At 68.1% G+C, this 14,845-nt stretch carries 15 protein-coding genes and 3 tRNA genes; 11 read left to right on the top strand and 7 right to left on the bottom strand.

From position 1 onward, the window contains the following. Nucleotides 1–4 precede the first annotated feature (4 nt). Nucleotides 5–1,192 (top strand): glycosyltransferase, encoded by a 1,188-nt coding sequence (locus WG901_RS02845; protein WP_339586633.1) that lies wholly within the window; start codon nt 5–7, stop codon nt 1,190–1,192. Here WG901_RS02845 and WG901_RS02840 read toward each other — a convergent pair. The 4 genes from WG901_RS02840 to yajC are packed head-to-tail and all read right to left on the bottom strand — an operon-like array spanning nt 1,189 to nt 4,988. Next, a complete protein-coding gene (locus WG901_RS02840) occupies nt 1,189–1,980 on the bottom strand; it encodes a hypothetical protein (RefSeq protein WP_339585499.1) in 792 nt (263 codons plus the stop codon). The genes WG901_RS02845 and WG901_RS02840 overlap by 4 nt on opposite strands. 37 nt (nt 1,981–2,017) lie before the next feature. Further along, on the bottom strand, nt 2,018–2,995 hold the full coding sequence (secF, locus tag WG901_RS02835) for a protein translocase subunit SecF (RefSeq protein ID WP_339585498.1): 978 nt from the start codon (nt 2,993–2,995) through the stop codon (nt 2,018–2,020). Between the two features lie 11 nt (nt 2,996–3,006). Continuing rightward, complete coding sequence (secD, locus tag WG901_RS02830) at nt 3,007–4,614, bottom strand: protein translocase subunit SecD (protein ID WP_339585497.1); 1,608 nt, start codon at nt 4,612–4,614, stop codon at nt 3,007–3,009. 35 nt (nt 4,615–4,649) lie between these two features. Beyond that, nucleotides 4,650–4,988 carry a preprotein translocase subunit YajC gene (gene yajC, locus WG901_RS02825; protein WP_339585496.1) on the bottom strand — a complete coding sequence of 113 codons (339 nt, stop codon included), beginning with the start codon at nt 4,986–4,988 and terminating at the stop codon, nt 4,650–4,652. 205 nt (nt 4,989–5,193) lie between these two features. Between yajC and WG901_RS02820 the strand changes: the two genes are divergently transcribed. From WG901_RS02820 to aroQ, 4 genes are all read left to right on the top strand, one after another. Then, a tRNA-Pro gene (locus WG901_RS02820) sits at nt 5,194–5,270 on the top strand. 112 nt (nt 5,271–5,382) lie between these two features. Beyond that, nucleotides 5,383–5,796 carry a holin family protein gene (locus WG901_RS02815; protein ID WP_339585495.1) on the top strand — a complete coding sequence of 138 codons (414 nt, stop codon included), beginning with the start codon at nt 5,383–5,385 and terminating at the stop codon, nt 5,794–5,796. A 79-nt stretch (nt 5,797–5,875) separates the two neighbouring features. After that, complete coding sequence (locus WG901_RS02810) at nt 5,876–6,226, top strand: hypothetical protein (protein ID WP_339585494.1); 351 nt, start codon at nt 5,876–5,878, stop codon at nt 6,224–6,226. A gap of 84 nt (nt 6,227–6,310) precedes the next feature. Beyond that, on the top strand, nt 6,311–6,748 hold the full coding sequence (aroQ, locus tag WG901_RS02805; protein WP_339585493.1) for a type II 3-dehydroquinate dehydratase: 438 nt from the start codon (nt 6,311–6,313) through the stop codon (nt 6,746–6,748). On the opposite strand, the gene WG901_RS02800 is transcribed toward aroQ, so the two are convergent. After that, nucleotides 6,745–7,221: an Lrp/AsnC family transcriptional regulator gene (locus WG901_RS02800; protein WP_339585492.1), complete on the bottom strand. Its 477-nt coding sequence runs from the start codon at nt 7,219–7,221 to the stop codon at nt 6,745–6,747. The genes aroQ and WG901_RS02800 overlap by 4 nt on opposite strands. Before the next feature lie 202 nt (nt 7,222–7,423). On the opposite strand from WG901_RS02800, the gene WG901_RS02795 reads away from it, so the two are divergent. The 4 genes from WG901_RS02795 to WG901_RS02780 all read left to right on the top strand — a co-directional run bounded on the left by WG901_RS02795 (nt 7,424) and on the right by WG901_RS02780 (nt 10,449). Continuing rightward, nucleotides 7,424–9,079, top strand: coding sequence for a sensor histidine kinase (locus WG901_RS02795; RefSeq protein WP_339585491.1), 1,656 nt, complete (start codon nt 7,424–7,426; stop codon nt 9,077–9,079). 88 nt (nt 9,080–9,167) lie between these two features. Then, a complete protein-coding gene (locus WG901_RS02790) occupies nt 9,168–10,196 on the top strand; it encodes a polysaccharide deacetylase family protein (protein ID WP_339585490.1) in 1,029 nt (342 codons plus the stop codon). A 67-nt stretch (nt 10,197–10,263) separates the two neighbouring features. Beyond that, a tRNA-Ile gene (locus WG901_RS02785) sits at nt 10,264–10,339 on the top strand. A gap of 33 nt (nt 10,340–10,372) precedes the next feature. Next, nucleotides 10,373–10,449, top strand: a tRNA-Pro gene (locus tag WG901_RS02780). A 33-nt stretch (nt 10,450–10,482) separates the two neighbouring features. Here WG901_RS02780 and WG901_RS02775 read toward each other — a convergent pair. Together WG901_RS02775 and WG901_RS02770 are read right to left on the bottom strand one after the other, a co-directional pair. Further along, nucleotides 10,483–11,196, bottom strand: coding sequence for an RES family NAD+ phosphorylase (locus WG901_RS02775; protein ID WP_339585489.1), 714 nt, complete (start codon nt 11,194–11,196; stop codon nt 10,483–10,485). Further along, the gene (locus WG901_RS02770; protein ID WP_339585488.1) at nt 11,193–11,603 is read right to left on the bottom strand and encodes an MbcA/ParS/Xre antitoxin family protein; all 411 of its coding nucleotides are present in this window, start codon (nt 11,601–11,603) and stop codon (nt 11,193–11,195) included. Before WG901_RS02770 ends, WG901_RS02775 begins: the two co-directional genes overlap by 4 nt. A gap of 134 nt (nt 11,604–11,737) precedes the next feature. On the opposite strand from WG901_RS02770, the gene WG901_RS02765 reads away from it, so the two are divergent. Next, nucleotides 11,738–13,372, top strand: a complete 1,635-nt coding sequence (locus tag WG901_RS02765) for an arylsulfatase (RefSeq protein ID WP_339585487.1) — start codon at nt 11,738–11,740, stop codon at nt 13,370–13,372. Nucleotides 13,373–13,502: 130 nt separating this feature from the next. Next, the gene (locus WG901_RS02760) at nt 13,503–14,786 is read left to right on the top strand and encodes an MFS transporter (RefSeq protein WP_339585486.1); all 1,284 of its coding nucleotides are present in this window, start codon (nt 13,503–13,505) and stop codon (nt 14,784–14,786) included. The last annotated feature ends 59 nt before the right edge of the window (nt 14,787–14,845 follow it).

Here is a 14,845-nt window from a genome sequence, read left to right as displayed (position 1 = left end):
CGTGCTGCGCGTTCTCTCGCTCTCGACGCTGTTTCCCAACCCGCAGCGCCCGGCCTTCGGCAAGTTCGTCGCCAACCAGATGCGCGGCGTCGCGGCCACCGGCGATGTCGACCTGACCATGGTCAGCCCGATCGGCGTGCCGCCCTGGCCGCTCTCGCGCAGCGCCCGCTATCGCAAGCTCGAGGAACTGCCCGCGGAAAGCGACTGCGACGGCATCCGCGTGCTCCATCCGCGCTTCACCCTGATCCCCAAGCTCGGCGGCGACAGCAACCCGGCGCGCATCGCCAAGGCCGTATTGCCGCTGGTGCGCGACCTGCATGCGCAGGATCCTTTCGACGTGGTCGACGCGCAGTTCTTCTTCCCCGACGGCCCCGCGGCCGCACTCGTCGCCAAGGCGCTGGGCCTGCCGCTCTCGATCAAGGCGCGCGGGTCGGACATCCACTACTGGGGCCAGCGCCCCAAGGCGCTCGCACAGATGCTGCGCGCGGCGGAGCAGGCCGGACGCGTCCTCTCCGTGTCGCATGCCCTGCGCCGCGACATGATCGCCCTCGGCATGCCCGAGGATCGCATTTCCGTGCACTACACGGGGCTCGATCGCGAGCGTTTCCATCCGATGGAGCGCAAGGCGGCGCGCGCGCTGATCTCGGCGATTCCAGAGCTCGGCATCTGGGCCGAAGGACCGCTGCTCGTCGTCCCCGGCGCGCTGATCGCTCTCAAGGGCCAGCGCCTGGCCATCGCCGCGCTCGAGCGCCTGCCCGAAGCACACCTTGCGCTCGCCGGAGTCGGCGAGGACGAGTCGGCGCTGCGGCTCTTCGCCCAGGGCCGCGGCCTGACCGACCGCGTCCAGTTCCTCGGCCAGGTCTCGCACGATCTCCTGCCGCAACTGCTCTCGGCTGCCGACGCCGTCGTCCTGCCCTCCGAGCGCGAGGGCCTCGCCAATGTCTGGATCGAGGCGATGGCCTGCGGTGCGCCTTTGGTGATCCCCGACGTCGGCGGCGCGCGCGAGGTCGTCGACGGCCGCTCGGCCGGCCGCATCGCCGCGCGCGATCCCACGGCGATCGCCGCCGCGGTCGCGGACCTGTTGAGCGATCCACCGAGCCAGGAGGACGTCGCGGCCAATGCCGAACGCTTCAGTTGGGAGGCCAACGCCGCCGAACTGATCGGCTTCTGGCGCGAACTCGCCGGACGCTAGCGCGGCGCGACGTATTCGGGCGTCATCGCCCGTTCCTGCCAGTACCCCGTCTCGCTGATCGTCGCACCGCTGGCGAAGCGGATGTCGCCCGGTCTGCCCGCGCGGAAGTTGACGAAGCTCAGCCCCTTGGGCCCGGTGGTGAAGCTGTAGAGCGTGTCCGCCGCGATCGCCACGGCCGTACCCGGGCCATAGAGCCTGGCCCCGAGCCTGATCTGGCCTTCGGTGACGAAGATGATCTCGTCCTCCGAATGCGAATGGACCCCGCGCTTCTCCTCCTCGGGCGTCATCGGCGTGTCGCGGCCGGGGAAGTGGTTCTCGTGGAGCCAGACCGCGCAGGTCTTGCAGGAAGCATCGGCGTGCATGCCGCCACCGACCGAAGAGCCGCCACCCATGTCCGCGCGGCGCGGCACGCGTTCGCTCGGCAGCAGATGGATGTGACCACCGGCGCGCAGGTCGCCCGTCGGCGAGGCAGCATGAAAGGTCAGCAGTTCGGCGGGTTCGTCGCCGCCCTGCAGGGCCAGCGTCTCGCCGTGTTCGACGATGAGGCTCGATCCCGGCGCGAGCGCCCAGCCCCCGGCCTCCAGCGCGCCGTGCCAGACATAGGCGACACAGTCGGTCGCCAGCGGCCCGATGCACAGCGTCTCGCCAGGCGCGATGCGGTGGAGATGCAGGTGCAGCGGACTGCCGGTGTCGTCGAAATAGGCGAGCGCACCCGCCAGGCCCGAAAAGCCTGCGGGTGCCTGCACTGCATGCGCCTTTTCCGGCGTGACGACGGATACTTTCGGCATCGTTCCTCTCCCAAGGCCGCGCCGATGTGTTCCGGCGTCAGCTGCGTTCGCGCGCCAATCGTTCCTGCCGGTCGATGTCGCTTTCCTGCGGCACGAAGCTGGTGGCGTTGACCTTGAGCCAGATCAGGATCGGCGCCGCCATGTAGATCGAGCTGTAGGTGCCGACGAAGATGCCGAAGGTGATCGCCAGGGTAAAGCCGAAGATCACGTCGGGGCCGAGCAGCAGCAGGGCGACGAGCGTGATCAGCACCGACAGCGAGGTCACGATCGTGCGCGACAGCGTCTCGTTTACCGAGAGGTCGAGCAGTTCGGGCATCGGCATGCGCCGGTACTTCTTCATGTTCTCGCGGATACGGTCGTAGACGACGATCGTATCGTTGAGCGAATAGCCGATCAGGGTGAGCAGGGCCGCGACGATGTTGAGGTCGAATTCGAGCTGGGTCAGCGCGAAAAGCCCCAAGGTCAGGCTGACGTCGTGGACCAGCGCGAAGAGCGCGCCCACGCCGAACTGCCATTCGAAGCGAATCCAGATATAGATCGAGATCGCCACCATTGCCGCCAGCAGCGCGACCATGCCGCTGCTGAACAGTTCGCCCGAGACCTTGCCCGAGACCGTGTCGTTGCCGTCGAGCCGCGCGTCGGGATGCGCGGCCTTGACCGTGGCGACGATCTTGGCCGACATCCGCTCGGCGATCGCCGGATCCTTTTCCGACCCCTCGGGCAGACGCATGCGGATCGACAGCTGGTTGGGCTTGCCGAATTCCTGGATCGTCGGCTCGCCGAAGCCGAGCTTGTCGATCTCCTCGCGCACCGTCGCGATCGGCGCCGTGGCGCTGCGCTCGAAGGTGAAGCGGATCATCTGGCCGCCGACGAAATCGACACCGAGGTTGAGCCCACGCGTGAAGGTGAGGGTCAGCGAAGCCGCGATCAACAGGACCGAGACCACGTAGAACGGCACCCGCCACTTGAGGAAGTGGATGTTGGTGTTGTCGGGAACGAGTTTGAGCAGTTTCATCGGCCGTACCCTCACAGCACCAGTTCGGTGGGGCGCGCCTTGCGCAGCCACATCGCGACCCACATGCGGGTCAGGTTGACGGCGGTGAACACCGAAGTGACGATGCCGATCATCAGCACGACCGCGAAGCCGCGGATCGGGCCCGAGCCGAACACGAACATCAGCACCGCCGCGATGACGTTGGTGATGTTCGCGTCGAAGATCGCGCGGCTGGCTTCCTTGTAGCCCATCTCGACCGCCTGGACGACGCGCCGTCCGCGTGCGCGCTCCTCGCGGATGCGCTCGTTGATCAGCACGTTGGCATCGACCGCCGCGCCGATCGTCAGCACGAAGCCGGCGATACCCGGCAGGGTCAGCGTCGTGTTGGCCAGGGCCATGACGCCCAGGATCATCAGCACGTTGAGGATCAGCGCCAGGTTCGCATAGACGCCGAAGCGGCCATAGGTGATCAGGATGAAGGCCATCAGCGCGACGGTGCCGACCAGCATCGCGATCGCGCCCTTCTTGATCGAATCGGCGCCGAGGTCGGGACCGACCGTGCGCTGCTCGACGACCTTGAGGTCGACCGGCAGCGCGCCCGAGCGCAGCGCGATCGCCAGCTGGTTCGCCGATTCGATCGTGAAGCTGCCCGAGATCTGGGCGCTGCCGCCGAGGATCGGTTCGTTGATGTTCGGCGCCGAGAGGACCTTGCCGTCGAGGATGATGGCGAAGGGCTTGTTGACGTTCTCGGTCGTCAGCTTGGCGAACTTGGCGCCGCCCTGCTGGTCGAAGGTGATCGAGACGACCGCCTCGTTCGTGCGCTGGTCGTTCGACTGGACCGCATTGGTCAGCTGATCGCCCTTGATGCCGCCGAGGCGCTTGACCGCGATGGCCGGCTGGCCGCGACAGGCGCCCGCGTCGACGCAAGCCACGATCTCGCTGCCCGGAGGCGCGATGCCCTGAACGACGTCGCTGGGCGCGGCGGTCTCGTCGACCAGCTTGAACTCGAGCTTGGCGGTCTTGCCGAGCAGTTCGATGAGCTGGGTCGGGTCCTTGAGCCCGGGGACCTGCACGTCGATGCGGCTCGAACCAAGGCGACGGATGTCGGGCTCGCGCGTACCGAGCGCGTCGATGCGCTTGCGCACGACCTCGATCGCGGTCTCCATCGCGTGGTCGATCGCCTGGTTGATGCCGGCTTCGGTCGGGGTGAGGATGAAGCGGTTGCCGTCCTCGACCTTGATGTCCCAGTCGCGCTGGCCGGTGAGGCCCGCACCCGTGGTCAGCGGCAGGATCTGCTCGCGCGTCGCGTCGACCTGCGCCGGGTTCTCGACCACGAAGCTCAGGTTGCCGTCGCGGCTGGAGATGTCGCCGATGCGGATGCGCGGCTCGGCACCGCGCAGGCGCTGGCGCACGCTCTCTTCCATCGATTCGATGCGCTGGCGCCGCACCTGCGAGGCGTCGGCCTCGAGCAGGAGGCGGCTACCGCCGGCGAGATCGAGGCCGAGATTGACCTTGGGCTGGGGAATCACGCTCGGCAGGCTGATGCCCGCGATCGAGGTGAGCGACGGCACGGCCGCCAGGGCGAAGAGCAGGGCCACCAACCAATAGGTGACGCGCTTCCAACGCGGAAAATCGAGCATATCCTAACGTGCTCTCCCGAAAAACCCGCGCGGGGTCAGTCGTTTGCCGGCGCCGAGCCACCGGGGCCGACGATATCGGTGATGGTCGACTTGAGCGCCTTGACCTTGACGTTGGGCGCCAGTTCGATCTCGGCGTACTGCTCGTCGATCTTGACGACCTTGCCGACGAAGCCACCGCCGGTCAGCACCTGGTCGCCGCGCTTGATCGCGGCGATCTTGTCGCGATGGGCCTTCTGCTGGCGCATCTGCGGACGCAGGATGAAGAACCAGAAGATCACCGCCATGCCGACGAAGGGCATGAACGTCACCCAGGCCGGCGGCTCGCCGGCGGCGGGGGCTGCGGCCTGGAGGATATCGAGGATGGAGCTGCTCATTGCGAGAAAATCTGCCTTGTTTGCGGCATCGGCGCCAAACGACCGAAAGCACGGCCAGGCGCATCATGGCCGGAATTGCGGGCGGTTAGCAGCAAAGCGCAGGTGTGGCAACGCGCGCCGACCCGCCTTCCCGCCACGATGAAATAAGCATGTCAGCACACGCTTGCCATCGCCGTCGGGCATGCCTATAGGCCCACCCCTCGGTCGGGACGTAGCGCAGCCTGGTAGCGCATCACACTGGGGGTGTGGGGGTCGGAGGTTCGAATCCTCTCGTCCCGACCAAAGAGACACACCCCAAAAATCCCAGCTTCAAAAAGCTCGGCCCGCAAATCCGTTTTCCTACAGGAACCGATTTGGTTATCTGGACCGCTCCTCGCTTAGCCAGGAGTGCCCCATGCCCGTGCTCGACTCGTTGCTCGGCCCGCTGACCTCGATCATCGACAAGATCATCCCCGACAAGGACGCGCGCGAGCGCGCCAAGCTCGAACTGCTGCGGCTGCAGGGCTCGCAGGAGATGGACCTGCTCCAGGCGCGGCTCTCGGCGATCGTCGCCGAAGCCGGCTCGGCCGACCCCTGGACCAGCCGCGCGCGGCCGAGCTTCCTCTACGTCATGTATGCGATGATTCTCTGGGCCGTGCCGATGGGCCTGATCGGCGCGCTCAGCCCGACCACGGCCAGCGCGATCGCCAGCGGCATGACCGCCTATCTCAACGGCCTGCCCGAACCGCTCTACGCGCTGTTCGGCACGGGCTACCTCGGCTATTCGGTCGTGCGCCAATGGGGCAAGGTCGCCGGCTCGGACAAGTGAGGTCCGGTTAAGAAAGACTAAGGCCTTTGCCGCTATAACCCGGCCTATGCGGCAAGATCGCCGCCTTTCGGAGATATCGATGAGCCGTTCGGCCGGGAACTCGTGGCGCGTCAGGATCGCTGCGGTCGCGATGCTGCTGCCAATGCTGACGCTCGGCGCCTGCGCCAAGAGCAACGACGAGGCGATGAACGAGAAGCTCGCCGCAGCCGAAGCCGCCGCGAACAAGGCGATCGCTGCGCAGAAGGCCGCAGAGAACGCTGCCGCCGTCGCCGCCGCGTCGCGCCCTGCCCCCGCACCCGAGCCGACCCCGCCACCCAATGCTCTCGACGAGGGCGACGGCTCGCTCAGCTCGCATGGCGAAGATGTCGCGCCACCCAGCGATTTCTCGGACAGCTCGCCCTCGGGCTTCGACCCCTCCGCCCAGGGCTGACCCTGGGTCAGGCCCGATCGCGGCGCTTGTCAGCTTCGGCGCGTCCGCCTAGGTCCTCACCCCATCATTCAGCGGACGGGGAACATGGCGGACAAACTCGTATACGTGCTCAACGGGCCGAACCTGAACCTGCTCGGCCTGCGCGAGCCGACGATCTACGGCAGCGACACGCTCGACGACATCGCCGCCATGCTCGAGGACCGCGCGCAGGAGCTCGGCCTCACGATCGACCTGCGGCAATCGAATCATGAAGGCCATCTGATCGACTGGCTGCACGAAGCCCAGGCCGAAGAGGCGGTCGCCGTCCTGCTCAACGCCGGCGCCTACACGCACACGAGCGTCGCGATCTACGATGCGATCCGCGCGATCAAGACGCCGGTGATCGAGGTCCATCTGTCGAACCCGCACACGCGCGAGGAATTCCGCCACAAGAGCTACGTCGGCATGGCCGCGAAGGGTTCGATCGCCGGATTCGGCCCGAAGAGCTACCTGCTCGGCCTTGAAGCGGCCGCCCTGCTCTAGAACTCGCCCAGTTCCAGCGGCACGCCGGGAAGCTGTTTGGCCGTGCGGATCGTCAGCGAGGTCTTCACGCTGGCGACGTTCGGCGCCGGAGTCAGCTTCGAGGTCAGGAATTCCTGGAAGCTCTGCAGATCGCGGCTGACGATCTTGAGGATGAAGTCGATCTCGCCGTTGAGCATGTGGCACTCGCGCACTTCGGGCAGCTTGCGCATGTGCTCTTCGAACTGACGCAAGGATTCCTCGGCCTGGCTCTTCAGGCTGACCAGTGCGAAGACGGTGATCGCATAGCCGAGCTTCGAAGCGTCGAGCTCGGCATGGTAGCCCTTGATGACCCCGTCTTCCTCGAGCGCACGCACGCGCCGCAGGCACGGCGGCGCGGTCAAACCCACGCGCTGCGCCAGTTCGACGTTGGTCACGCGCCCTTCGTCCTGGAGTTCGGCCAGCAGCCGACGGTCGATATGATCGAGATTTGCCATGCCTGCGCCCCTATCGCCATGACGGTACGGTCGGTGTTGTGGCACGATTTATAACGGAAACAACCACCTCGATATAATATTATTGTTTGCCCTCGCAATCGTCCCGCTTTGCAACGCAGGCTGTGCGCGCCCTTTCGCATATGCGTCAAAGTGCTAGGAGGCTGGGCTTGTGACCGCCTCGCCGCGGGGCAGCGGAGCCATGATGCATTTCGACGACCGTCTCGATACCGTGCTGCGCAGCCCGGCCGGCAGCGAGACGATCGCGCGCGTGCAGTTCCGGCAGCTCGTCGACCTGCTCGGCAGCCTGCCCGATACGGCCCAGAGCGAGCGCGTCGATGCCGCCTATCTTCGCCTCGGCGAACTGGCCGCGGCGATCCCCGCGCGCGAACGCGCCGCCATCCTGAGCGAACCCGTCCTGCGGCTGCGCGCTTCGCGCCTCGTCTCCCAGCTCGCGGTCGCCGAGCCAGAGGTCGCCGCCGCCGCCATGGCGCGGGCCGAGCTCGACGAAGACCAGTGGCTCGACCTGATCCCGGCGCTGCCCGTCGGCGCGCGCGGCTTCGTCCGCCATCGCCGCGGGCTCTCGCCGCGCGTCGCGGTGCTGCTCGGGCGGCTCGGCGTGGCCGACCGCGGCCTGCCGCCGGCCGAGATGCCGGAAGAAGCGGAGGCGACCAACGTCGTCCCGCTGACGCTCGTCGAACCGACCGAGGCGCCGCCGCAGATCGATGAGATCGGCGCGATCGTCCGCCGTATCGAGGCCTTCCGCAAGACGCGCCAGCCCGCCGATGACGAGACGCCAACATCTGCCGAAGCGCCGCTGCGCAACCTGACCGCTTTCGATTTCGCCACCGACGCCGAAGGCCGCATCGTCTGGGCCGAGGCCGGCATCGCGCCGGCCGCCGTGGGCCTGCGGATCGCGGCACGCGATCCCGAAAGCCCGGCGCAGAGCTCACCCGAACTGCTCGCCATGTTCCGCCACCGCCAGCCGATCGGCCGCGCCACCCTGCGCATCGAGGGCGCCCCGGCGATCGCCGGCGACTGGCGGATCGACGCCGCACCGCGCTTCGACCAGCCCGGCGGCCGCTTCGCCGGCTATGTCGGCCGCATGCGTCGCCCCACGGCTGGCGCCGCCGTGGTCCCGGTCGACAGCGAGGCCGACCGCATGCGCCAGATCCTCCACGAGCTGCGCACGCCGGTGAACGCCATCCAGGGTTTCGCCGAGGTCATCCAGCAGCAGTTGTTCGGTCCCACCCCGCACGAATATCGCGCGCTCGCGGCGACCGTGGCGAGCGACGGCGCGCGCATGCTCGCCGGCTTCGAGGAGCTCGAACGGCTGGTGAAGCTCGACAGCGGCGCCCTGGCGCTCGACCCCGGCACGAGCGACCTGCTCCCCGTCATCGCCGCGACGATCGCCCAGCTCGAGAGCTTCACCGCGCCGCGTCGCAGCGGGCTCGAACTCGAATGCGAGAATTCCGCCCTGCCCGTCGCGCTCGCGCCGGTCGAGGCGCAACGGCTGATCTGGCGCCTGCTCGCGACGCTGGCCGGCGCCGCTTCGCCCGGCGAAGTGCTGCGCCTGCGCGGCCGCATGCGCGGCGATCGCCTGCGACTGACCCTGCGCCTGCCCGCGAGCCTCGCCTTCAGCGATGGCGACGCGCTGTTCGACGCCGGCGCCGGCGGCCAAACGCAGGCGCTCGCGGCCGGCATGTTCGGCACCGGCTTCGCGCTGCGACTGGCGGCGGCCGAGGCCAAGGCGGCGGGTGGCTCGCTCGAACGCCGCCAGGACAAATTGCGCCTAACCCTGCCGGCGGCATTTGCCTCGATAGCGGAGCCATCGGCCGCAGCGGATGCGCAGGTTCGGTAATCTTTTCAGTCTATAGCGCTCTCCATCGTCATCCCGAACGCGCGTCGGGATCCGTGCCGCGGCTTTGCGCCGATGGAGATTCCGGTTCTTGGTTTCCAGCGTCAGCCCCGAAGTCAGCCCCGAAGTCGGCATTGTCGCGCCACCGCGCCAGCCGGACTTCGTGCGCTTTCCGGCGGGCGCGCCGCGTTTCCTGGTGACGATCGACACCGAAGAGGAATTCGACTGGAGCCGCCCGCCCCGCCGCGAGGGTCACGGCCTCGAGACGATCGGCCAGTTCGCGCGCTTCGTGGAGTTCTGCGAAGGCTTCGGCGTGGTTCCCGTCTTCCTCATCGACCACCCGATCGCCACCGCGCCCGAGACCGCCGCGGCGCTCGGCCCCGCGCTCGCCGCCGGCAAGGCCGAAGTCGGCATCCACCTCCACCCTTGGGTCAATCCGCCCTTCGTGGAGGAGGTCAGCGAGTTCAACAGCTTTGCGGGCAACCTTCCCTTCGAGATCGAGCGCGAGAAGTTCCTCGCCCTCCACGCGACAATCAGGACCAACCTCGGCGTCGCGCCGCTGATCTATCGCGCCGGCCGCTATGGCGTCGGCCCGAACAGCGCCGCCATCCTGCGCGAGGCCGGCGTCGTGATCGATACTTCGGTCCGCAGCCTTTACGAATATACCGCGATCGGCGGACCCGACTTCCGCCAGCATCCGCGCCGCCCCTACTGGCTCGGCGGCGAACGCCGACTGGTCGAGGCGCCGGTGACCGCCATGTTCACCGGCTGTCTGCGCCGCTGGGGCCAGACGCTCTATCCGCTGCTCGGTCGTGTTCCCCGCCTGCTCGGCGCCCTGGCGCGCGGCGGCCTGCTCGAACGCATTCCGCTAAGCCCCGAAGGCACCACGGTGGCAGAGGGCATCCGCGCGATCGACGCCGCGCTCGACGACGATCTGCCGTTGCTGGTCTTCTCGTTCCACAGCCCCTCGCTGGCGCCCGGGCACACCCCTTACGTGCGCGATGCCGCCGATCTCGAGACTTTCTACGCATGGTGGCGCCAGATATTCGCCCATCTCGAGCGTCGTGGCGTCGCGCCGACCACGGTGCAGGAATTTACGCGCTCGCTGGCGCTTGCCTAGCGCGTGGCACCCGGCTAACGCCCGCGCATCCGACATCGTCTTCGCAGGCGACGGCGGGCACGGCGATGGGCCTGTAGCTCAGCGGTTAGAGCTGGCCGCTCATAACGGCTAGGTCGCGGGTTCGAATCCTGCCGGGCCCACCACGTCGGATGATCGGTCGACCGACCGCACAGGGTCGGGGAGTAGCGCAGCCTGGTAGCGCATCTGGTTTGGGACCAGAGGGTCGCAGGTTCGAATCCTGTCTCCCCGACCAACATCCTGTCGTGCCGCCCCTTGGCGCGATCGCTCACGAAACCCGATAGACCTCGCCGCTGCCGGCATCGCGGTAGAGATCGACGCGCTCGCCGTTCCAGTGATAGTCGAGGTGGCGAGCCTGCACGGGCAGGGTCACGCGATCGGGATGGAACAGGCCCGCGCATTCGCCGTGCGGATCGCGGCGGCTCGGATAGACCAGACCTTCGGACCCTTCCGCCCGCAGCCGAGCCCCCAGGGCCTGAGACGCAGCATAGTCGTCGGGCGCCAGCGCCTCGGCCCAGGCCGAGCTCTCGCCGCGCAGGTCGTGCAGCGGCGCATCGAGGTCGAGCACGAGTTCGCGGAACTGCGCGGTCCAGCCCGGCATCTCGCGCGTGCGCGCCATGAAGACCGCGTGGTGGTGGATCGTTTCGAACAGTGCCGTCTCGAACGCTTGCGCGACGTAAAGCGCGCCGAAGCGACCGTCGTGGAAGCGTCCGGGCCGGTCGGGACTGGCGTGGGTGAAGGCGGCCATGACATAGCTTGCACCCGGCCCCGACACGCGCCGTGCCGGCGGCACCAGGTCGAGCTGGCCGATCGTCTCCATCAGGCGCGGATTGGTCTTCTGCTCGGCGGCGAGCAGCAAGGGCCAGTCGGCGGGATCGGCGATGTCGTCGAACAGGTCGATCGGCGGATAGAGGCTGCGGATGATCCGGCGCGCGCCCGGCCAGACCACGCGCGTTACGGGAATCTCCGCGGAATCGGTCACCACCCGCCGCGCTCGGCGTCGAGATAGCGGCGCACGCGCATCAGGTCGGTGAGTTCCCCGCCCGCCATGACGTCGAGCGCGGAGCGGCCGCTGAAGGCTGCGTTCGCCGCCTTGATCCAGGCATAGCCGCGGCTCGGCTCGCGGAAGATCAGGCGCAGCGCCTTGTGAATGCCCATCAGGTTGGACAGCCGTGCCTTGCCGTCGCGCCCGATACGCCCGAGCGCGCCGGCCTTCCAGCGCGCATAGGTGCGTGGCGAAAGGTCGAGGATGACCGCCGCCTGATCTTCCGCGACGCCCCAGTGGCGGAACAGGGCGAGCACCGCGCGGAACATCGCCGCAGCCTCTGCATCGGTGATAGGTTCGGGCAGGAACGGCCGGGGATCGGTCTCGACCTTGACGAGTTGCATGACGTCACCTCTCTGACATATGGCGTCATATAAATATATGTTCGCCATTTGGCAATGAGGCGGCCTGCCTGACCGATTGTGTCGCAGGCATCGCGCGATTACCCCACGCAGCATTCGTGGAGGAGACGCGTCCCATGCCCCATCGTCGCTGGATCCGGCTCGCCGCCACCCTATGCTGCACCGCGCTCGCGCTTCCGAGCGCGCAGGCGCGGCCGGCGTCACGGCCGAACGTTCTCGTGATCGTTGCCGACGATCTCGGCTTTTCGGACCTCGGCGCATTCGGCGGCGAGATCGCGACACCGAACCTCGATGCCCTGGCCCTGTCGGGCCTGCGCCTGGCGAATTTCCACACCGAAGCCGCCTGCGCACCGACGCGCGCAATGCTGCTGACGGGCAGCGACAGCCATCGCGTCGGCCTGGGCAACATGCCCGAATCGATGGCGCCCAACCAGGCCGGACGACGCGGCTATGAAGGCCACTTGCGCGCCGACACGGCGACGCTGGCCGAACGGCTTTCCGCCGGCGGCTATCGCACGCTGTTCTCCGGCAAGTGGCACCTCGGCACCGCGCCCGATCAGGATCCCCATGCGCGCGGGTTCCAGCACAGTTTCGCCATGCTCAACTGTTGCCACGATCATTTCGGCCAGGGTCTTTCGACCGACCGCAGCAAGATGTTCGGCTATACCCGCAACGGCGAAACGGTGACGAGCCTGCCGGCGGACTTCTATTCGTCGGACTTCTTCGCCAGCCAGCTTATCGACCAGCTCCGCGCGACGCGCAGCGAAAGCCCGTTCTTCGCCTATCTGGCCTTCACCGCGCCGCACGCGCCGCTGCAGGCGCCGCCGGCCACGATCGCCAAGTATCGCGGTCGCTACGATGCCGGCTACGACGTGCTGCGCGAGCAAAGGCTCGAACGCCAGCGCAAGCTCGGCCTGCTTGCCCCCGCGGCTCAGCCGCATCGACCTGTCGATACCGTGCCCTGGGAATCGCTCTCGGCCGAAGAGCGCCGGACATCGAGCCGCAAGATGGAAATCTATGCGGCCATGGTCGAGGAGCTCGACAAGGCCATCGGCCGCGTGATCGCCGAGCTCAAGGCCGAGGGCGAATTCGCGCGCACCACGATCGTCTTCCTGTCGGATAACGGCGCCGAAGCGCGCGACCCCGCACCGCGACCGGGCACGCCGATCCCACCCCTCGCAACGCTCGGCGGCCCGAAGACCTACGCCAACTACGGCGCGGGTTGGGCCCAGGCGGCCACGGCCCCGTCGTGGCGGTTCAAGAGCTTCGCGACCGAGGGCGGCATCCACGCCCCCGCCTTCGTATCCGGCCCGGTGGTCCGCCGTCCCGGCACGATCGGACGCGCCTATACCAATGCGCGCGACGTCGCGCCGACCTTGCTCGACCTCGCGGGCGTCGCCGTCACGCCCGGACGTTTCGCCGGCCGCGACGTGCCGCCGATCGACGGACTGAGCTGGCGCGGACTGCTGGCCGGCAAGGCCGCGGTCTATCCACCCGACCGCGCGGTGGGTAGCGAACTGTTCGGCTCCCGCTCGCTGCGACGCGGCGACTGGAAGATCACCGATATCGGCGATGGCATCTGGCACCTGTTCGACCTCGCGCGCGATCCCGGCGAGACACGCGATCTCGCCGCGGCCGAGCCGGCACGCAAGGCGGCGCTGATCGCGGAATGGGATCGCTATGCGCGGGATGTCGGTGTGGTCCTGCCCGATCCGCCGTTCCACCCGAACCCGCCGCGCGACCACGATTGAACGCCATCGCCATCCGGTTCCGTGGCAGGCCGAACCGATCAATCGTCTGTTTCCAATCCGCGCCTTTCGGGTGATAAGCCTTCCGAAATAGCGAACGAATCGTCGCAAATGGCGACGGAGAGGGATTGGGATGGAACGCAGTTTCGGCATCGGCTGGCGGCAGGTCTTCGCGTCGATGGTCGTCATGTCCTGTTCGGGCATGATCGCGCCGACCTACGGCATCATCGCCGTTCATCTCGGCAAGGAATTCGGCTCGACCCGCATGGTGCTGATGCTGGCGATCACGGTGATGTCGATCGCCACGGGCATCCTCTCGCCGATCGTCGGCAGTCTCATGGACCGATCGTCGCTGCGCCGGATCATGGCGATCGGCGTGTTCAGCATGATCGGCGGCTTCGTCGCGCTGTCCTTCGTCACCTCCTTCACCGCGGTGCTCGTGGTCTACGGCCTGTGCATGGCCGCGACCCAGGCGATGGCCGGGCCGATCTCGGGCACCGTCCTGCTGACGCGCTGGTTCGAGAAGCGCCGCGGCCTCGCGCTCGGCATCGCCGTTTCGGGCATCGGCGCCGGCGGCATGATCTTCCCCCTGGTGATCCAGGGCCTGTTCGACCAGTTCGCCTGGCGCGAGGCGCTGCGCGTGCTCGCGCTGATCCTCGCCTGCGTCACGGTTCCCGCGCTGGCCTTCATCATCAATCGCCCCGAGGACCGCGGACTCCATGCCGACGGGGCAGAAGCCCCGCGCGCCGCCGCCGGCGGCGCGGGTGCGCCGGCCGCGCTCTCGGCACGCGACATCGTCTCCGATCCGGCCTTCTGGCTGCTCGCGCTCGTCGTCACGGTCGTGCTCGCGGGCATGATGGGCTCGGTCACCAACATCGTACCGATGGCGCGCGACCTGGGGATCGACGCCAATGCCGCGGCCGTGGTGGTCTCGCTCTACGCGGGCATGGCCTTCCTCGCCAAGCTGGGCTTCGGCGCGCTCGCCGACCGGATCAACCCGCGCGTGCTGATGCTCGGCGCGCTGGGCTCCTTCGCCGCAGGCATGGCGGCACTGGCCATGGCCGCCACCGGCTTTGGCGGCTACGGCCTGATCCTGCTGGGCGCCGCGATGGTCGGCCTCGGCGGCGTGATCGTCCCGCTGCAGAGCTTCGTCGCGCCGCGCATCTTCGGCGCGGGCGTGGTGGGCAAGGCCGTGGGCCTGCTCGGCCTCGTTTCGCTGATCGGCCTGCTGCTGACCCCGCCGATCTTCGGCTTCGTCTTCGACCGCACCGGCTCCTACTCGCCGATCTTCTGGGCCTTCTCTGTCCTCGCGGTCGGCGCCATGCTGGTCGTGCCGAAGATCCGCCTGCATCCGCGCGATATCGTGCCCGCGACATCGCACGGACCGGCCGATGCGGAGCCCGTTACCGCCCCCTGACGCGTTGCCCCTCCCACCCTAGCGTGCCAGAAGCGCGTCACGTTTTTCGGGAAGGATCG

Origin of the sequence: Novosphingobium anseongense, assembly GCF_037482895.1 — a bacterium.
Lineage (GTDB): Bacteria > Pseudomonadota > Alphaproteobacteria > Sphingomonadales > Sphingomonadaceae > Novosphingobium > Novosphingobium anseongense.
Note: the sequence above shows the minus strand (reverse complement) of the source record. Positions and strands in the feature narration are given on the sequence as shown.